General features: G+C 64.6%; 16 protein-coding genes and 1 pseudogene. 2 read left to right on the forward strand and 15 right to left on the reverse strand.

What is annotated here, in order from left to right:
* Positions 1-61: 61 nt before the first annotated feature.
* Positions 62-679, reverse strand: coding sequence for a protein-L-isoaspartate(D-aspartate) O-methyltransferase (locus tag Q0D31_RS00490; protein ID WP_291846620.1), 618 nt, complete (start codon positions 677-679; stop codon positions 62-64).
* Positions 680-934: 255 nt separating this feature from the next.
* On the opposite strand from Q0D31_RS00490, the gene Q0D31_RS00495 reads away from it, so the two are divergent.
* Complete coding sequence (locus Q0D31_RS00495; RefSeq protein ID WP_291842182.1) at positions 935-1312, forward strand: response regulator; 378 nt, start codon at positions 935-937, stop codon at positions 1310-1312.
* A gap of 7 nt (positions 1313-1319) precedes the next feature.
* Here Q0D31_RS00495 and surE read toward each other — a convergent pair whose 3' ends face one another.
* The 12 genes and pseudogenes from surE to Q0D31_RS00555 form a co-directional block, all read right to left on the reverse strand.
* Positions 1320-2087 (reverse strand): 5'/3'-nucleotidase SurE, encoded by a 768-nt coding sequence (gene surE, locus Q0D31_RS00500; protein ID WP_291842184.1) that lies wholly within the window; start codon positions 2085-2087, stop codon positions 1320-1322.
* Positions 2088-2508: 421 nt separating this feature from the next.
* Positions 2509-2733: pseudogene (locus Q0D31_RS00505) on the reverse strand (hypothetical protein); the annotation flags it as partial.
* A 14-nt stretch (positions 2734-2747) separates the two neighbouring features.
* Positions 2748-4079 carry a serine--tRNA ligase gene (serS, locus tag Q0D31_RS00510; protein WP_291842186.1) on the reverse strand — a complete coding sequence of 444 codons (1332 nt, stop codon included), beginning with the start codon at positions 4077-4079 and terminating at the stop codon, positions 2748-2750.
* Positions 4080-4291: 212 nt separating this feature from the next.
* Positions 4292-5119, reverse strand: coding sequence for a twin-arginine translocase subunit TatC (gene tatC, locus Q0D31_RS00515; protein ID WP_291842188.1), 828 nt, complete (start codon positions 5117-5119; stop codon positions 4292-4294).
* Complete coding sequence (tatB, locus tag Q0D31_RS00520) at positions 5116-5634, reverse strand: Sec-independent protein translocase protein TatB (protein ID WP_291842190.1); 519 nt, start codon at positions 5632-5634, stop codon at positions 5116-5118. Before tatB ends, tatC begins: the two co-directional genes overlap by 4 nt.
* Before the next feature lie 105 nt (positions 5635-5739).
* Positions 5740-5979 (reverse strand): twin-arginine translocase TatA/TatE family subunit, encoded by a 240-nt coding sequence (locus tag Q0D31_RS00525; protein WP_291842192.1) that lies wholly within the window; start codon positions 5977-5979, stop codon positions 5740-5742.
* A gap of 170 nt (positions 5980-6149) precedes the next feature.
* Positions 6150-6881, reverse strand: a complete 732-nt coding sequence (scpB, locus tag Q0D31_RS00530) for an SMC-Scp complex subunit ScpB (RefSeq protein WP_291842194.1) — start codon at positions 6879-6881, stop codon at positions 6150-6152.
* 18 nt (positions 6882-6899) lie between these two features.
* Positions 6900-7727 (reverse strand): ScpA family protein, encoded by an 828-nt coding sequence (locus Q0D31_RS00535; protein WP_291842196.1) that lies wholly within the window; start codon positions 7725-7727, stop codon positions 6900-6902.
* Complete coding sequence (gene nagZ / locus Q0D31_RS00540; protein ID WP_291842198.1) at positions 7724-8746, reverse strand: beta-N-acetylhexosaminidase; 1023 nt, start codon at positions 8744-8746, stop codon at positions 7724-7726. Before nagZ ends, Q0D31_RS00535 begins: the two co-directional genes overlap by 4 nt.
* A gap of 47 nt (positions 8747-8793) precedes the next feature.
* Positions 8794-10233 (reverse strand): SPOR domain-containing protein, encoded by a 1440-nt coding sequence (locus tag Q0D31_RS00545; protein ID WP_291842201.1) that lies wholly within the window; start codon positions 10231-10233, stop codon positions 8794-8796.
* A gap of 118 nt (positions 10234-10351) precedes the next feature.
* A complete protein-coding gene (argS, locus tag Q0D31_RS00550) occupies positions 10352-12145 on the reverse strand; it encodes an arginine--tRNA ligase (protein WP_291842204.1) in 1794 nt (597 codons plus the stop codon).
* 9 nt (positions 12146-12154) lie between these two features.
* Complete coding sequence (locus Q0D31_RS00555; protein ID WP_291842206.1) at positions 12155-13363, reverse strand: deoxyguanosinetriphosphate triphosphohydrolase; 1209 nt, start codon at positions 13361-13363, stop codon at positions 12155-12157.
* Between the two features lie 102 nt (positions 13364-13465).
* On the opposite strand from Q0D31_RS00555, the gene erpA reads away from it, so the two are divergent.
* A complete protein-coding gene (gene erpA / locus Q0D31_RS00560) occupies positions 13466-13795 on the forward strand; it encodes an iron-sulfur cluster insertion protein ErpA (protein WP_291842208.1) in 330 nt (109 codons plus the stop codon).
* 51 nt (positions 13796-13846) lie between these two features.
* Here erpA and Q0D31_RS00565 read toward each other — a convergent pair whose 3' ends face one another.
* Both Q0D31_RS00565 and Q0D31_RS00570 read right to left on the reverse strand, forming a co-directional pair.
* On the reverse strand, positions 13847-14713 hold the full coding sequence (locus Q0D31_RS00565) for an amidohydrolase family protein (RefSeq protein WP_291842210.1): 867 nt from the start codon (positions 14711-14713) through the stop codon (positions 13847-13849).
* Positions 14710-17835 (reverse strand): efflux RND transporter permease subunit, encoded by a 3126-nt coding sequence (locus tag Q0D31_RS00570; RefSeq protein ID WP_291842212.1) that lies wholly within the window; start codon positions 17833-17835, stop codon positions 14710-14712. The genes Q0D31_RS00565 and Q0D31_RS00570 overlap by 4 nt, the downstream gene beginning before the upstream one ends.

Consider the following 17835-nt stretch of genomic DNA (forward strand, 5'->3'; position numbering starts at 1 on the left):
GGAGTAAACAACCGCTTAACCCATGGATTAAGGCGTTGGCGGCAACGGCCAATCCGGAATTCTAAAGTTCGCGCGCGATCCCCGGCAGCGCCGGCACGAAGCGAACGTCCACCAATTCCTTGCGCTCGAAACCGCTGTCGATCCTGGTGACACGGACCAGCGTCTGGACGCCGTGATGCGGACCAACGGGGGCGATCAGGATGCCGCCAGGCACAAGCCGCTGCAGCAGGCTCTCGGGGACCTGTTCGATCGCGGCCGTGACGATGATGCGGTCGAAATCGCCCGTCCCCGGGGGATCGTCGAGGCCGTCCCCAAGCACGACCTCGATATTGTGATAGCCGAGCTCGGCAAGTCGGGCGCGGGCGCCGTCCGCCAGCGTCCGGTACCTCTCGATCGTTATCACGTCCCCACACAGGCGGGACAGCACCGCGGCCTGATAACCGGAGCCGGTGCCGATTTCGAACACCTTGTGATCCCGGTGCAGACGCAACTGCTCGGTCATGTAGGCGACCACAAAGGGCTGGCTGATGGTCTGTCCGCAGGAAATGCCAAGCGCACTGTCACGGTAGGCATGGGCGCGGTCGGCGGCAGCGACGAACGCCTCGCGCGGCACCTCTTCCATGGCGCGGAGCACCGCCTGTTCGCTGATCCCCCGCCGCCGGAGGTTGAGCTGGAACATCATCTTTTCGGGTGGTTCTCGCGACATGGCGATCTCGTGGCATGCCTCAGAAGCCGTCCTGCGCATCAGCCTGCTATGGTGTAATAGCGTCGGCGAACTTAAGGAACAGCTTTCTGGTTCCGTCTCGGGGAACCGCTTGCGTTATCCGGCGTTAGGGAAGGAAGTTCGGCATCACCCCGGCGTCCCTTCGCTCCTGGCGATTGCGCCAAGAGGTGTTATTTGCAAATCTCGATCCGGAAGGGCAAGGACTCCATCATGGTAGCGACGCACCCGGCGAGTTGTTCCGTTCTCCTCGTCGAAGACGAGGTGATGATCCGGATGATGGTCGCCGACATGCTCGAGGAGCTCGGCTACACCGTGGCTGCGGAGGCCGGCGAAATCGGCGAAGCTGTCAAGCTTGCGCAATCGACAGAATTCGACCTCGCCATCCTGGACGTCAACGTCAACGGCAAGGTCATCACGCCGGTGGCCGAGGCGGTCAAAGCGCGCAACCGCCCGTTCATCTTCGCGACCGGCTACGGTTCTGCCGGCGTTCCCCAGGAATATCGTGATCGCCCGGCGCTTCAGAAGCCGTTCCAGTTGGAAACGCTGGCCCAGGTGATTGCATCCACGATGAACCGTACCCCGGTCTAGGCACCCATCACTTCAGCGTCGTCGTCAGCGCCGCGGAAAACGCTTCATCCGTGCGATCCAGCCGCAGCGGCGTGACCGACACGTAGCGCGCTGCGAGGGCTGCCAGATCGGTGCCTTCAGCGGGCGTGTCCATCATTGCGGCGCGCTCGAAGCCGATCCAGAAATAGGGATTGCCACGGCCGTCGTGACGCTTGTCGACCTTGAGGAATCCGAGATTGCGCTTGCCTTGCCGCGTCACCCGCACGCCCTTGACCCGGTCGGGGGTGCAGGCCGGGAAGTTGACGTTGATGACGGTGTTCCTGGGCACGCCGGCGTCGATCACCTTGCGCAGGATGTCCGGGCCGAATTTCAACGCGGTGTCCCACAGCGGCGCGTGACGGGTCTCGATGGAAAATTCCTGGCTCAGGGCAAACGACGGGATGCCAAGAATCGTACCCTCCAGGGCGCCGGCGATGGTGCCGGAATAGACGACGTCCTCGGCGACGTTGCGTCCCTTGTTGACACCGGACAGTACGAGGTCCGGCCCCTTCTCGCCGAGGATATGGCGCGAGCCCATGATCACGCAATCGGTCGGCGTCCCGCGCACCGCGAAATGGCGCGGCCCGACTTCACGCAGGCGCAAGGGATCATTCAGCGACAGTGAATGCGAGACACCGGATTGATCGAGTTCGGGCGCCACGACCCAGACGTCGTCGGACAGCGCGCGGGCGATCTCCTCAACGGTCTTCAGGCCCGGAGCATGGATTCCGTCGTCATTGGTGCAGAGGATTCGCATCCGTCAAATGCCTTTGTTCTGGGTCGAGCCCGCCTTTTGCCATGGGGCCGGCGTTTCGGTCTGGCGCTGGGGTCGGCCTTGTTCGGGGGCTGCCTTGTGGTCGTCTTATCCGGCTATCGCAGCCGAGGCAAACCGGCCCCCTTCCCTATGATGGCCCCTTCATCCAGACCCTCCAGGGACGAACCAACCTGGCGTGGCCCTCGATCCGCATTTGAAGTTCAGGTGGTGTCGCTGGCGGCAGGGCGGTATCTGGCCTTGCAGGCTCTGGCGCTCGCAGGAGCGGCGCGGCCCGTGCCGGTGGCTCAGGCTTGTTGATCTTCGGCGGTTCGGGCTTCGGCGCTGCCGTTTTCGCAACCGGCGGAAGCGGCGCGTCCGGCTTGACCACGACAGCCGGCGCGTTCGCCGGCGGCCGCGTCACCAGATCCGGCGATTGCGGAAACCGCGTCCGCGCGACCGCGAGGCCCTTGTCGAAATCGGCCGCGTTAAGCCATTGCCTGCCGTGCATGGTTTCGATGAGAGCATCGTCCCACAGTTGCGCGATCGCGATGTCGAAGAAGCCCTGCAGCTTCTGGTCGATCAACTGCATCCCGTGGCCGGTGACAGCCCATTGTCTGCCGATCCAATAGATGTCGCGATGCAATGCCATTGCCGCGCCTTGCGCTACTTGTCGCGCTCGATCACCTTGAGCCCGCCCATATAGGGCTGTAGCACATCGGGTACCGCGATCGCGCCGTTCTCCTGCTGGTAGGTTTCCATCACGGCGATCAGCGCGCGGCCGACCGCCGTACCCGAGCCGTTCAGCGTGTGCACGAAACGCGGCTTGCCGTCGGGTCCGCGCGAGCGGGCGTCCATGCGCCGCGCCTGGAAATCGCCACACACCGAGCAACTTGAGATTTCGCGGTAGGCGCCGCCTTCGCCCTGCCCGGCCATCCAGACCTCGATGTCGTAGGTCTTCTGCGCGGAGAATCCCATGTCGCCGGCGCACAGCGTCATGACGCGATAATGCAGGCCGAGCCGCCGCAACACCTCCTCCGCGCAGGACAACATACGCTCAAGTTCGTCGCGGCTGGTCTCCGGCGTGGCGATCGAGACCAGCTCGACCTTGGTGAATTGATGCTGCCGGATCATGCCACGGGTATCGCGCCCCGCCGCGCCCGCCTCGGCCCGAAAGCACGGCGTCAGCGCGGTCAGCCGCATCGGCAGTTCTTTTTCGTCGACGATGGATTCACGGACGAGGTTGGTCAGCGAGACTTCGGCGGTGGGGATCAAGCCGAGACGTTCGGTCTTCAATCGTTCGGCAGGCCCTGAAAACGATTCGCCCTTGACGGCCCAGAACTGGTCGTCCTCGAACTTCGGCAATTGCCCCGTGCCGAACATCACGTCGTCGCGCACCAGCAGCGGCGGATTGATCTCCGTGTAGCCATGCTCGCTGGTATGGAGGTCAAGCATGAACTGACCGATCGCCCGCTCCAGCCGCGCCAGCCCCTTCTTCAGCACGACGAACCGCGCGCCACTGAGTTTGGCGGCCGTCTCAAAATCCATGTAGCCGAGCGCGACGCCGAGATCGTCATGCGGCTTCGGCGGGAACGGGTGTTGGCGGATTTTTCCGTAGACATGACGCTGGACGTTGCCATGCTCGTCTGCGCCTTCGGGCACGTCGTCGAGCGGCAAATTCGCAATCGCGGCCAATTCCTTCGCCAGATCCTCGTCGGCGCTCTTCGCAGCAAGCTCAAGTTCGGGCATCGTGGTCTTGAGTTCGGCGACCTCGGCCATCAGTTTGCTGGCGCGGGCGTCGTCCTTCGCCTTCTTGGCATCGCCGATCTCCTTTGATGCCGCGTTGCGCCGCGCCTGTGCCTGCTCCGAGGCCAGGATCGCCGCGCGTCGCTTCTCGTCGATCGCAAGCAGCGAGGCCGACAACGGCGCCAGCCCGCGGCGCTTCAGTCCGGCGTCGAACGCCTGCGGGTTGTCGCGGATCGATTTGATGTCGTGCATTGGCGTTCAATCCTGGAGCGATTGCGTTGAATGCCACGCACTGCGTTGACATCTAACGATTATCGTTGCGCTTCCCGTACCACATCCGTCATCACCCGCGAAAGCGGGTGATCCAGTATTCTAGAGCATCAATGATATGATCGAGAGGCCGAGGCGTACTGGATTCCCCGCATTCGCGGGGAATGACGGCCGATTATCGCGCGGGCTCGCCCCTACTCGGCCGGGTTGGCTTCCGGGGGCGGGCTCGCGGGTGGCGGCGTGCCCGCGGCGGTCCTGGCCGCCGCCGCCGCCCGCTTTTCCACGATGCGAACCGCGAAGATCGAACCCTCATACAGCGCCATCAGGGGTATCGCGAGCGCGGCCTGGCTGATGACGTCGGGCGGCGTCAGGATGGCTGCGATGACAAAGGCGACGACGATGAAATAGCGCCGCTTTTCACGCAGCTGCACCGAGGTGATGATGCCGATCCGCCCCAGCAGCGTCAGGATTACCGGCAGCTGGAACGCGACGCCGAAGGCGAAGATCAGCGACATCATCAGCGACAAATATTCGCCGACCTTGGGCAGCAGCTGGATCTGCGCGGCCTCGTCCCCGCCCATCTGCTGCATGCCGAGCGAGAACCGCACCAGCATCGGCAGCACCACGAAATAGACCAGCATCGATCCCAGCACGAAGAAAAACGGCGTCGCCACCAGATACGGCACGAAGGCTCCGCGCTCGTGCTTGTAGAGCCCGGGCGCCACGAATTTATAGATCTGCGTCGCCACGATCGGAAACGAAATGAACGCGGCGCCAAACAGCGCGAGCTTGAGTTGGGTAAGAAAGTATTCCAGCAGCGCGGTGTAGATGAATTTCGAGTTTTCCGCCCCCGCCACCCAGACGAAGGGCCACACCAGCACATTGTAGATCTGCTTGGCGAAGAAGAAACAGAGGATGAAGGCGATCCCGAACCCCAGCAGCGCCTTGATCAGCCGCGAGCGCAGCTCGATCAGGTGATCCATCAACGGCGCCTTGCTGGCCTCGATATCCTCGATGGTCATGACGCTTTGGCGTCCTTGAGCAGGTCAGGGGCGGCCGGTGCAACGGCTTGCGATGGCGCCTGCACCTCGCGCGCAAATGCAATCGGTTCGGAGGTTGCGGCATGCGCCTCGGCCTCGGCGAAGGTTGCCGGCGTCGGCGCGGCGGGCGTGGTCGGAACGACCGGCTCAACCACCGCGGACGTCAGCTGCGGATCGGCGGGCTTGTCGGTGGCGGGCTTGTCGAGATCGCCGATCTGCAGCGCGTCGCCGACGTCCTTTTCCAGCGAAGTCATGATGTTGACGGGAGCAAGCCCGGTCGCGACGTCCTTGACCTCGTCAAAGCTCTTCTTGAGGTCGGCCATTTCGGCCTCGCGCATGGCATCCTGGAATTGACCCTGGAATTCGGCGGCCATCTTGCGCGCCTTGCCCATCCATTGCCCGACCGTGCGCAGTACGCCCGGCAGCTCTTTCGGGCCGATGGCGATCAGCGCGACAACCGCGATGACGACCAGTTCACTCCACCCGATGTCGAACATGAGTTCTTCCGCTCGCGCGAGGCGTCCGCGCCCCAACCCCTACCACGCCAGATTCGGGGCGGACCCGCGTCTTTTTCGACCGAAACTTTTCAGCCGAAGCCTGGTTCAGACGGCCTTGCTGCCGACATCCGTCCGCGCCGCCGTAGGCGCCGGCGCATTGTGATCAATGGTCTTGACCGGCTCCGCGGGCTTGTCGACATTCTTGTCATCGTCCTGCAGGCCCTTCTTGAAGGACTTGATGCCCTGCGCGACATCGCCCATCAGGTCCGAAATCTTGCCGCGGCCGAACAACAGCAGGACCACTGCGATCACGACGATCCAGTGCCAAATGCTAAGCGAACCCATCCTGCAACCCTCCAAAAAAGAGACGGCCGGCTTCCGGCCAAGCTTTGTCGAAAGGTAGGCCCGGCAGGTGTCAAAAACAAGGACTTAGGCCACGGCATAGCACTGCCGCGGCGACCTAATTGCCGTGATTGTTAACCCCGCTTGCGGGAACGGGGCGGAATTTTCGGGCCCTAGCCGCCGCCACCCCCTTCAGGCTCCGCGGCCGGCGCAAGCAGCAGTTCCAGCGTATCTCCGTCATCAAGCGGGTCTTCGTCGTCACGCAGCGTCGTGTCGTCTGAAGGCGTCGGAACGCTGAAGGCGGACGGCAGCCGCGAGTCCAGCAGCCCCGTGCCCCTCAGTTCCTCGAGGCCCGGAAGGTCGCCCAGCGCCTCCAGGCTGAATTGCGACAGGAACGCCTCCGTGGTGCCGAAGGTCAGCGGGCGGCCCGGCGTCTTGCGGCGGCCCCGCGGACGGATCCAGCCGGTTTCCAGCAGCACGTCCAGCGTTCCCTTGGACGTGATCACGCCGCGGATTTCCTCGATTTCAGCGCGCGTCACCGGCTGGTGATAGGCGATGATCGCCAGGACCTCGATGGCCGCACGCGACAGGCGCCGCGTCTCCGTGCTTTCGCGCGTCATCAGCCAGGACAGATCGCCAGCCGTGCGGAACGTCCATTTGTTGGCGACCCGAACCAGATTGACGCCGCGCGGGGCATACTCCGCCTGCAGCTGCGCCAGGGCGGCCTTGATGTCGACGCCGTCGGGCATCCGCTTCGCCAGGGCCGCCTGATCGATCGGTTCGTCCGAGGCAAACAGCAGCGCTTCCAGAAGCCGCAATTCCTCGGGCCGCGCGGCGACCTCGGTGCCTGCCTCCACCGGCCTGTCCTCGGCGTCATCCATGCGCTTTTCCGCCAAGCTTGCCATGGCTAGGTCTCCTTCCACTTACTCGACCGACAAGCCCGGCGCGGGCATCGCTCCGGATGCTTGCGGCGGACGCTTTCGAAAATACAGCGGCGCGAACGCCTCTTTCTGGTTCAGCTCCATCTCGCCTTCCCGCACCAGTTCGAGCGCCGCCGCGAAGCTCGACGCAAACACCGTGGCTTTTTGCGAGGGATCGACGACGTAACTGAGCAGGTAGTCGTCGAGGCAGCTCCATTCCTCGGCGATGCCGATCAACCGCTCCAGCGAGGCGCGGGCCTCCGAAAGAGACCACACCGTGCGCTTGACCAGATGCACGTTGGCCAGCACGCGTTGCTGACGCTGCGCGGCGTAGGCGGTCAACAGATCGAACAGGGTTGCGGTAAATCGCGGGTGGCGGATTTCGGCGATCTGTTCCGGATTGCCGCGCGGAAAGATATCGCGCCGCAACTGGGGCCGGTTCATCAACCGGTTGGCGGCTTCGCGAATGGCCTCCAGCCGTCGCAGCCGGTTGGCGAGCGCCGTGGCCATTTCCTCCGCGCTCGGCCCGTCCGGCGTCGCCGGTTCAGGCAGCAACAGCCGCGATTTCAGGAACGCCAGCCATGCGGCCATCACGAGATAGTCCGCCGCCAGCTCAAGGCGGATTTTTCGCGCGGCCTCGATAAAGATCAGGTACTGGTCGGCCAGCGCCAGGATCGAAATCTTGGCGAGGTCGACCTTCTGCTGCCTTGCCAGCGTAAGCAGCAGGTCGAGCGGGCCCTCATAGCCCTCGACATCGACCACCAGCGACGGCTCGCCGTCATGGACCTCGGCGGGCCGCCCGGTTTCGAACGATAGAATCTCCGCGGTCATGCCGTTCCTGCCCGTTCCATCAACGCTTCAAGTTCAGCGCGAGCGGCCGGCCGATCAAGCGGCTGCGGCGACTTCCGCGAGGCGAGCGCCCGTCCGGCGCGCCGCATCGCCTCGCCCGTCAGTTCAGGCGTCTCGCGCGCGACATCGTCCATCTCGTCGAGCTTACCGTTGCAATGCAGAACCATGTCGCAGCCCGCGTTGATGGTGGCGCGGGTTCGTTCCGCGATCGATCCCGCCAACGCATTCATCGACACATCGTCACTCATCAACAGGCCTTGGAATCCAATCACACCGCGAATCACCTTCTGGATGATTGTCGCAGAAGTCGTCGCGGGTTGGGCAGGGTCAAGCGCGCTAAACACAACATGTGCCGTCATCGCCATCGGCAGGTCCGCCAGTGGTTTGAAGGCGGCGAAATCGGTCCGTTCCAGTTCATCGCCGGGCGTATCGACCATCGGCAGCCTGAAATGGCTGTCGGCGGCGGCGCGCCCGTGACCGGGAATGTGCTTCAGGACCGGCAGGACGCCGCCCTGCTCCAGCCCGTCGGTGACGGCTCGGGCGATTGCCGCGACCTTGGCCGGCGTGGTTCCATAGGCGCGGTCGCCGATCACCGCATCGGCGCCTGCGACCGGCACATCCGCCAGCGGCAGGCAGTCGACGGTGATGCCGAGATCGATCAGGTCGGCCGCGATCAGCCGTGAACTCAAGCGAGCCGCGCGCAGCCCAAGCGCAGGATCGAGGTCGTACAGCGCCCCAAGGGCGGCGCCGGGTGGATAGACCGGCCAGTGCGGCGGGCCGAGCCGCGCCACCCGTCCGCCTTCCTGGTCGATCAGAACAGGGGCATCCGCGCGATCGACGCAGCTGCGCAATTCGCCAACGAGCGCCGCTACCTGATCCGGGGTATCGACGTTGCGTTTGAACAGGATGAATCCCCACGGCCGCGCGCCCCGGATGAATTCGCGCTCCGCCACGCTCAACTGAGTTCCTGATATGCCCGTGATGAATGCGCGGCTGCTCATGGGGATCGATTAGGCCCCTTGCTGCACCGGGGTCAAGGAAACCGCCGCTAATTCCTTGGGACGAAGCACTGGCCGCCCGCGGATTTCAGACTCATGCAGAATTGCGTCGCCTCTTCCGACGAGTTGAACGGGCCGACCATGGCGCGATAGAACACGCCCTTCTCGCCGAGGTCGGCACGCTTGATCAGCGGCGGTCGGGAGCCCAATTCCGCCTGAAACTTGCTCTGCAGCGTCCGGTAGGAGGCCTGTGCATCGGCCTCGGTCTTCTGCGAGGAGACCTGCACCAGGTAACCGCCGGAGGCCGACGGGGCGGCCTGAACCGGGTTGGTCGCTGCCAGCCGGGTCGGCGCCGGATCGGACGGCGGCGCGCCTTGCGGGGTCAGTGGAATCGGCGAATTGGCGCTGGCGTTGGCCGATGCAGGATTGCGCCCGGCGGGAGGTGCAGCGGCAGGGGCCGTCACGGAACGCGATAACGGCACAGTCCGTGCCGGCGGAGCGATCGCGCTGGTCGGAACGCCGCCATTCTCACTGGCGTCGCCCTTGACCGCCAGCGTCTTGACCTTGCGCGGCTCGCTTGCTGGCAGCGCGCCAGCAGGAGGAACGCTGCCGACCGGCAGCGAGCTGGCGTTCAGGTTCGGCGACGGAAACACCACGCGCGGAGCCCCGGATCGGACATTGACGTCAACAGGCGCTTCCTCGCGCGACACCAGTTTTTCGCTGCCGTCGCCCGGCAGCAGGCGGTCGGGGGTCTTGGGCGCGCTGCCGCCCGACGGCGCCGGCACCACCTTGGTAGGGCTGTTGTCGGCCTTGATGATCGGCGGCTCGCCACGGGGCGAACCGACATAGGTGCGATAGCCAAACGCTGCACCGGTTCCGACCACGGCGAGCGCCACCACCGCAGCGATCGTCATCAGCCCGGTCGAGCGCTTCTTCGGCTCGGGTTCTTCCTCATAGTCATCCTGGTAGGCGTAAGGATCGTCCGGATAGGCTGGATCGCGTTGATATTCCTGGCCGCCGGATTCGATCTTGCCGTACAGCGCATCGTCGTAGCGCGAAGGGTCGGGCCGCGGCTCGGCGGCGGCGTATTGCGGCGACTCGTATTGGTCCTCCCCGCTCGCCTGAGGATGCTGGGCCGCATATCGATGCAGGGGGTGCACCGGCGCCGGCTGATAGTCGGGCTCGTCGTAGTTCAGCGGCGGCGGGACGGTTTCGTGCCGGGCGCGCTGCATCCACCGCGGCGGGCCGGGGGCAGCGGTGAGATCATCCTCGGGCAGGTCATATTGCGGATGCGCCAATGCGCGCGATTGCAGCGGATGTGGCGGAGCCTTGGCTGCGTCCGCGAACGTGTCCGTTTGCCCGATCAGCCGCGCCAGTTCGGCCAGCGGATCGCCCTCGACACGATCCGCGCCGTAGGAGTCGCCGCCGCGATCATGGCGATCGTAGCTCTCCTGGGCGGGAAAAGGTCGGTCTCTATATCGATCAGCCATCGTGGTGATGCATCCCCTGCGGGACAGCGCCAAGCCGCCATGTCCGCGAAACATGCCGACGAATTGGCCCCTGCCAGATATCCTCACGAACCCCCATTCGTGAGGACTTTTGCCCCTGCTACCGCATCTCGGATGGAGCGTGGACGCCGAGAACGGCTAACCCCGATGCTAGTACCGAAACGACGCCCTGGACCATCGCCAGCCGCGCCTTTGTGATCTCTGCATCATTATTCATAATGAAGCGTAAATAGGGCAAATCGCGCCCTTTCGTCCATAGCGCATGAAATTCGCTGGCCAAATCATATAGATAAAAAGCGATTCGGTGGGGCTCATGTGCCACCGCCGCAGCCTCGATCATTCGGGGATAGAGCGCCAGCCGCTTCAGCAGGTCAAGCTCCGCCGGGTCGGTCAGCCGCTCGACCGGGGCGGCGGCGAGCCAGGTCGACCGGGCGACATCATCCTCGGGCAGGTCGGGAACCAATTCACGAGCATTCTTGAAGATCGAGTGGCCGCGGGCGTGGCCGTACTGAACATAGAACACCGCGTTGTCCTTGGACTGCTCGATCACTTTCGCTAGGTCGAAATCGAGCACGGCGTCGTTCTTGCGGAACAGCATCATGAACCGCACGGCGTCGGAACCGACCTCGTCAACCACTTCGCGCAGCGTGACGAAATCACCGGACCGTTTCGACATTTTCACCGGCTCGCCGTTGCGCAGGAGGCGCACGAGCTGCACCACCTTGACGTCGAGCGCGGCCTTGCCGGCGCTGACCCCCTTCACCGCCGCCTGCATGCGCTTGATGTAGCCGCCGTGATCGGCGCCGAACACGTCGATCATGTCGAGGAAGCCGCGCTCGATCTTGTTCCTGTGATAGGCGATGTCGGAGGCGAAATAGGTATAGGAACCATCCGACTTGATCAGCGGCCGATCGACGTCGTCGCCATAGGCGGTGGCGCGGAACAGGGTCTGCTCGCGGTCTTCATAGTCCTCGGTCGGCTTGCCCTTCGGCGGCGGCAGGCGGCCTTGGTAGATGTCGCCCTTGGAGCGCAGGAAATCGATGGTTTCGGTGACCTTGTTATTGCCGGTTTCGACCAGCGACCGCTCCGAGAAAAACACGTCGTGCTTGATGTTGAGCGCGGCGAGATCGCCCTTGATCATGTCCATCATCATGGCGACGGCTTTCGCACGGACGATCGGAAGCCACGCGCCTTCCGGCATCGCCTTCAGCCGATCGCCATGCTCGGCGGCTAGCGCCTGCCCGACCGGCACCAGATAGTCGCCGGGATAGAGCCCGTCCGGGATCTCGTCGATGCTCTCGCCAAGCGCCTCGCGGTAGCGCAGGAAGGACGAGCGCGCCAGCACGTCGACCTGCGCGCCGGCGTCATTGATGTAGTATTCGCGGGTGACGTCAAAGCCCGCAGACTGCAACAGGCTGCCCAGCGCGTCGCCGAACACCGCGCCACGGCAATGCCCGACATGCATCGGCCCGGTCGGATTGGCAGAGACATATTCGACGTTGACCTTGGCGCCGCGACCGATCGCGCTTCGGCCGTAGGACGCGCCCTCGCGCAGCACGGTGCGCAGCGCATCGGCCCACACCTGGGGCTTCAAGGTGAGGTTGATGAATCCCGGACCGGCGACATCGACGGAGGCCACCATATCGTCGGCACGCAGTTTTTCGGCGATCCGCTCGGCGAGATCGCGCGGCTTGGCTCCGGCGTCCCTGGCGAGTACCATCGCGGCGTTCGTCGCCATGTCGCCATGGGTCGCCTCGCGCGGCGGTTCGACCACGACGCGGGAGAAATCGATGCCGTCAGGCCATTTGCTTTCGGCGGCGAGATCGGCGCATACCGCCAGCACGCGCGCGAGCACGTCGGCGAACAGGTGCGGCAAAGCTGACTTGTCGGACATGGTCGCCGCCTAACGCAAATCCGGGGTCGAGTCAAAAAGCCTTTGGTGCTCCATCAGCGCAAAGCGGTCGGTCATCCCGGCGATGAAATTGCCGATCCGCCGGGCGCGCTCGCCCTCGCTCTCCTGCTCGCTGCCCTCGACCCATTCCGCCGGCAGGTCGCCCGGTGAGGCCTGGTAGCGCGCGAACAGGTCGAACAGGATCGCCTCCGCCTCACCCATCACCCGCATCACCCGCGCGTGGCGGTACATCCTGATTTTCAGGAACGCCTTGATTGCGGCCTCCTCCTCCGCAACCCCAGGCGAAAACGCCACCAGCGGCTGATGGTGACGGCGGATATCGTGGGCCGATTGCGGTTTGGCGGCGGCCAGACGGCTGCCGGTCTCCGACATGACCGCGCCGATCAGGTGCGAAATCAGTTCGCGCACCAGCTCTGCGCCGCGCCTGGCGTCGTCGAGCGCGGGATAGCGCCGGTCGATCTCCGCGATGATCGCTTCCGTGAGCGGCATCGCCTTGAGGTCGTCGACGGCGAACAGGCCGGCGCGCAGCCCGTCGTCAATGTCGTGGGCGTCATAGGCAATGTCGTCGGCGAAGGCTGCGACCTGCGCCTCCAGCGAGGCGTAGCTCCACAGCTCCAGATCGAACTTCCGGTTGAAGTCGGAGATGGCGGCAGGGAGCCCGCTCTCGCGGTGCGGTCCGGCCGCGGCCCCGCCCGGCTCCGTCAGCGGACCGTTGTGCTTGACGATGCCCTCCAGCGATTCCCAGGTCAGGTTCAGCCCGTCGAATTCGGGATAGCGGTGCTCCAAAGCGGTCACCACCCGCAGCGCCTGCGCGTTGTGGTCGAAGCCGCCATGGGCCCGCAGGCATTTGTCGAGCGCCCGCTCCCCGGCATGGCCGAACGGGGGATGGCCGAGGTCGTGGGCCAGCGCCAGCGTTTCGGTCAGATCCTCGTCGAGCCCGAGCTGGCGGGCGAGCGCGCGGGCGATCTGGGCTACTTCCAGCGAATGGGTCAGCCGGGTCCGGTAATGATCGCCTTCATGGAACACAAAGACCTGGGTCTTGTGCTTCAGCCGCCGGAAGGCGGTCGAATGGATCACCCGGTCGCAATCCCGCCGGAACGGGCTCCGCGACCGGCTCGGCGGCTCCGCAAACAGCCGGCCGCGGCTGGAATCGGGGTCGCAGGCATAGGACGCGCGGGGGGCAGCCATTCCGACCGACACGGTTTTTTAGTCCTCATCCATTTGATTCCGCGGGATTGCGCACCTAACTATACCTGATACGTCATCCCGACCGATTTGGGTATGACGCCCGGAGATCACGCCATGACCCCTGCCATCACCGTCAGCGAGCGGGCCGCCCGCCGCATCGGGGAAATCCTCAAGACCGAGGGCGACGGCGCCATGCTGCGCATCTCCGTCGAAGGCGGCGGTTGCTCCGGCTTCCAGTACAAATTCGACGTCGACCATGACAAGGCCGAGGATGACCTAGTGATCGCGCGCGAGGGCGCGGTGGTGCTTGTCGATCCCGCCTCGGTGCCGTTCCTCGCCGGCTCCGAAGTCGATTTCGTCGACGACCTGATCGGCGCCTCGTTCCGGGTGGTCAATCCGAACGCGACGGCCTCGTGCGGTTGCGGGACCAGTTTCTCGATTTGAGTGACCTGAAGGCATCGGTCCCAATCTAGGTCGCAGCCGATGGCCTGGAGGTTAGCGCCCCGCGCCGAACAACGCCTTCGCATTGCCGTGCGCGATCTGCGCGGCGATCTTTGGTGGCAGTTGCGCGAGCCAGGCGCGGTAGCCGGCGATGATCTCGCCGTAGCTTTCCCAGCGCTCGTTGATCCAGGTGTCGGAGCCGATCAGGAAGCGGTCGGGGTGGCGCTCGAACAGGGCTCGCCATTCCGCCGTCAGCTTTCCGCCGCCATCGACGATGCCGCCGCGGTAGGATAGCTCGCCCCAGAGCTTCGGGTATTTCGCGAGCATCTCCGCGACGCGGTCGGTCGAAAGGCCGAAGCCGGTATGGGCCCAGATGATGCGGGCGCGCGGATTGTGCCGCATCAGGATTTCGACGGCGGAGTCGTCGGCATGGGCGTGCAGATAGAGATCGTGCTGAACCGCGAAATCGACGGTTTTCCTGACCCAGTCGTTTTCCGCCGCCTTGCCCGAGATGTGAAACTCGCCGATGCCGCGGTAATAGCCGCGCTTGAACTCGTCCTGCACCAGATCGAAAATGAAGGGGTCGCCGAACCAGGTCTGGATGTCGGCGCGGACCCGGTAGGGCCGGATGAAGGGGACAATCTGCAGGCCGGGCGGCTTCGCATCCATCAGCGCATGGGTGCCGGTGTTCGGGCGGCTGGTGGCGAGGATGCCGGTGACGCGGTGCTTCCGGAACAGCGCCAGCACCTCCTCGACGTTGTAATGGGGTTTCGGCTCCCAATTGTAGTGGAGGTGGGCGTCGAAGATCTCGATCGGCTGCTGCGCAACGGCCGGGCCAATGGTCCCGGCCGTCCCCGCCAGCGCGACGAGAATGCCGGTGCACCGCGCCGTCAACCGCACCGCGCGCCCGTACATCGTCATTCGGCGGCGACGACGCGCGGCCGCTCGGCCTCGTCGGTCTGCTCCTGCGGTTCGAGCTTGCGCCGCAGCCGGCGGTCGAAGCGGTCGAGATAGATGTAGACGACAGGCGTGATGTAGAGCGTCAGCAGCTGCGACAGGATCAGGCCGCCGACCACGGCGATGCCAAGCGGCTGGCGCAGTTCGGCGCCGGCGCCGGTGCCGAGCGCGATCGGCAGGGTGCCGAAGATCGCGGCAAAGGTCGTCATCATGATCGGACGGAAACGCAACAGCGCCGCTTCGCGGATCGCGTGCTCGGCGCTGAGGCCGACGCGGCGGCGATCGAGCGCGAAGTCCACCATCATGATGGCGTTCTTCTTGACGATGCCGACCAGCATCACGATCCCGATCATGGCGATGACCGACATCTCCATCCCGAACAGCATCAGGGTCAGGATCGCGCCGATGCCGGCCGAGGGCAGCCCCGAAATGATGGTGATGGGATGGATGAAGCTCTCGTAGAGAATGCCGAGGATGACGAAGGCGGCGAACACCGCGGCGAGGATCAGGACGCCCTGCCCACGCAACGACTCCTGAAACACCTGGGCCGTTCCGGAGAAGCCGGTGGCAATAGTTGCCGGCAGGTTCGAGTTCCGCTCCAGTTCGGTGATCTTGTCGACCGCGTAGCCCAGTGACTGACCGGGCGCGAGGTTGAAGGAAATCGTCACCGCGGGTTGCTGTGCCTGGTGATTGATCTGCAGCGGACCGACGGACGGAACCAGCCTCGCCACCGCCGACAGCGGAATGGTCTGGTTGTTCTGGGTCTTCAAGTATAGCCGCGAAAGGTCCGACGGATCGACGCGGAACTGCGGCTGCACTTCCAGGATGATCTGGTAGTCGTTCGAGGGCGTGTAAATGGTGCCGATCTGGCGCGAGCCATAGGCGTTGTAGAGCTGGTTGCGGACCTGATCGACGGTGATGCCGTAGACCGCAGCCTTTTCCCGGTCGATATCGACCGTCAGCTGCGGGTTCTTGATGTAGAGGTCGGTGGTGACGTCGAGCAGGCCCGGCAGCTTCTCGATCCTGTCACGCATCTCCGGCGCCACCCGGTACAGCGCTTCGGTGTCGCCGCTCTGCATCACATACTGGTACTGGCTCTTGGAAATCCGGCCGCCGATATTGAGGTTCTGGATCGGCTGGAAGAACGCCTGCATCCCCGGAACCTGCCGCGCCTTGGCGCGCAGCCGCCCGATGATCGCGGTGAGGTTGTCGCGTTCCTTCTTCGGCTTCAGCGCGATGAACAGGCGGCCGTAGTTGGCGGTGGTGTTGGGCCCGCCGGCGCCGACGGTGGAGTTGATATACTCGATCGCCGGATCTGACTTGAGCACATCGACCAGCGCCTGCTGCCGCTCCCTCATTGCATCAAAGGAAGTGTCGGTGGCAGCCTCGGTGACGCCGATCAGGAAACCGGTATCCTCCTGCGGAAAGAAGCCCTTCGGCACGATCATGTAGAGGTAGATGGTGCCGCCGAGCGTCGCCAGCGTAACCATCAGCATCAGCCGCTTGCGCGCCAGCACCCAGTCGAGCGTCCATTCATAGGCGCGCAGCCAGGAATCAAACACCCGCTCAAAGGCGCGAAGTACGATGTTGGGCTTTTTGTTGGGGTCGTGCGCCCGCAGCATCCGCGCGCAGAGCATCGGCGTCAGCGTCAGCGACACGAACCCGGAAACCACGATCGCGATCGACACCGTGACCGCGAATTCGCGGAACACGCGGCCGACGACGCCGCCCATCAACAACACCGGAATGAACACGGCAATCAGCGAGAAGGTGATAGAAATGATGGTGAAGCCGATCTCGCGCGCGCCCTTCAACGCGGCCTCGAACGGGCGCATGCCGCGCTCGATGTGGCGGACGATGTTCTCCAGCATGACGATGGCGTCGTCGACCACGAAGCCGACCGATAGCGTCAGCGCCAGCAGCGTCATGTTGTTGATGGAATAATCGAGCGCGTACATCACCGCGCAGGTGCCGAGCAGGGAAATCGGAACCGCCAGCGCCGGGATGAAGGTCGCGGACGCCGAGCGCAGAAACAGGAAAATCACGAGGATGACGAGCCCGATCGCGATTAGCAGCGTTTCCTGGACGTCGGCCACCGCCTGGCGAATCGAGATCGAGCGGTCCATCAGCATGTTGATCGAAACCGACGGCGGGATCTGCGCCCGCAGCACCGGCAATTTGGCCCGGATGGCGTCGACCACCGCCACGGTGTTGGCGTCCGGCTGCTTCTGGATCCCCAGCACGATGGAGCGGTTGCCGTTAAACCAGCTGGCGATGCGCTCGTTCTCGACACTGTCGTAGATTCTCGCCACCTCGTCGAGCTTGACCGGCGAGCCGTTGCGCCAGGCCACCACGATCTGGCGATAATCGATCGCCTTGTCCATCTGGCCGGAGGCCTGCAGGGCGACGTCCTGTTTCGGACCGTTCAGCGTGCCGACCGGGGTCGAGGAATTGGCGCGAGCGACCGCGGTGCGGATGTCCTCGAGCGACAGGCCGCGCGCGGCGGCGGCTTCCGGATCGGCCTGGACGCGAATGGCGAATTTCTGCGCTCCGTAGACGCTGACCTGGGCGACGCCCGGAATCTGCGACAGCGCCTGGCCGATGGTGATGTCGCCATACTCGTTGACCGCCGAAAGCGGTAGCGTCGAGGAGCCCAACACCACGAACAGCACCGGGAAGTCGGCCGGGTTCACTTTGCGGAAACTCGGCGGGGTAATCATCTCGACCGGCAAGCGGCGCTGCGCGATCGTGAGCGCGGTCTGCACGTCCAGCGCGGCGGCGTCGATGTTGCGGTTGAGATCGAACTGGATGGTGATGACACTGCTGCCCTGCGACGAGCTCGAGGACATCGAGGAGATGCCGGCGATGGTCGAGAGCTGACGCTCGATGACGCCGGCAACCGAAGCCGCCATGGTGTCGGCGCTGGCGCCCGGCAAGGTCGCGTTCACCGCAATGGTCGGGAAGTCGACGCGCGGCAGCGCCGATACCGGCAGCAGGCGGAACGCGAAAACGCCGAACGCGATGATCGAGGCCGTGATCAGCGTGGTCATGACCGGCCGGCGGATGCAGAGTTCGGACAGCGTCAT

Source organism: Bradyrhizobium sp., from assembly GCF_022844465.1.
GTDB lineage: Bacteria > Pseudomonadota > Alphaproteobacteria > Rhizobiales > Xanthobacteraceae > Bradyrhizobium.

What these genes read in the sequence shown, in the direction of transcription:
- Q0D31_RS00490 (WP_291846620.1), bottom strand. Translation starts at nt 679, where the DNA reads ATGTTCCAGCTCAACCTCCGGCGGCGGGGGATCAGCGAACAGGCGGTG.
- Q0D31_RS00495 (WP_291842182.1), top strand. Translation starts at nt 935, where the DNA reads ATGGTAGCGACGCACCCGGCGAGTTGTTCCGTTCTCCTCGTCGAAGAC.
- surE (WP_291842184.1), bottom strand. Translation starts at nt 2,087, where the DNA reads ATGCGAATCCTCTGCACCAATGACGACGGAATCCATGCTCCGGGCCTG.
- serS (WP_291842186.1), bottom strand. Translation starts at nt 4,079, where the DNA reads ATGCACGACATCAAATCGATCCGCGACAACCCGCAGGCGTTCGACGCC.
- tatC (WP_291842188.1), bottom strand. Translation starts at nt 5,119, where the DNA reads ATGACCATCGAGGATATCGAGGCCAGCAAGGCGCCGTTGATGGATCAC.
- tatB (WP_291842190.1), bottom strand. Translation starts at nt 5,634, where the DNA reads ATGTTCGACATCGGGTGGAGTGAACTGGTCGTCATCGCGGTTGTCGCG.
- Q0D31_RS00525 (WP_291842192.1), bottom strand. Translation starts at nt 5,979, where the DNA reads ATGGGTTCGCTTAGCATTTGGCACTGGATCGTCGTGATCGCAGTGGTC.
- scpB (WP_291842194.1), bottom strand. Translation starts at nt 6,881, where the DNA reads ATGGCAAGCTTGGCGGAAAAGCGCATGGATGACGCCGAGGACAGGCCG.
- Q0D31_RS00535 (WP_291842196.1), bottom strand. Translation starts at nt 7,727, where the DNA reads ATGACCGCGGAGATTCTATCGTTCGAAACCGGGCGGCCCGCCGAGGTC.
- nagZ (WP_291842198.1), bottom strand. Translation starts at nt 8,746, where the DNA reads ATGAGCAGCCGCGCATTCATCACGGGCATATCAGGAACTCAGTTGAGC.
- Q0D31_RS00545 (WP_291842201.1), bottom strand. Translation starts at nt 10,233, where the DNA reads ATGGCTGATCGATATAGAGACCGACCTTTTCCCGCCCAGGAGAGCTAC.
- argS (WP_291842204.1), bottom strand. Translation starts at nt 12,145, where the DNA reads ATGTCCGACAAGTCAGCTTTGCCGCACCTGTTCGCCGACGTGCTCGCG.
- erpA (WP_291842208.1), top strand. Translation starts at nt 13,466, where the DNA reads ATGACCCCTGCCATCACCGTCAGCGAGCGGGCCGCCCGCCGCATCGGG.
- Q0D31_RS00565 (WP_291842210.1), bottom strand. Translation starts at nt 14,713, where the DNA reads ATGACGATGTACGGGCGCGCGGTGCGGTTGACGGCGCGGTGCACCGGC.
- Q0D31_RS00570 (WP_291842212.1), bottom strand. Translation starts at nt 17,835, where the DNA reads ATGACGCTGTCCGAACTCTGCATCCGCCGGCCGGTCATGACCACGCTG.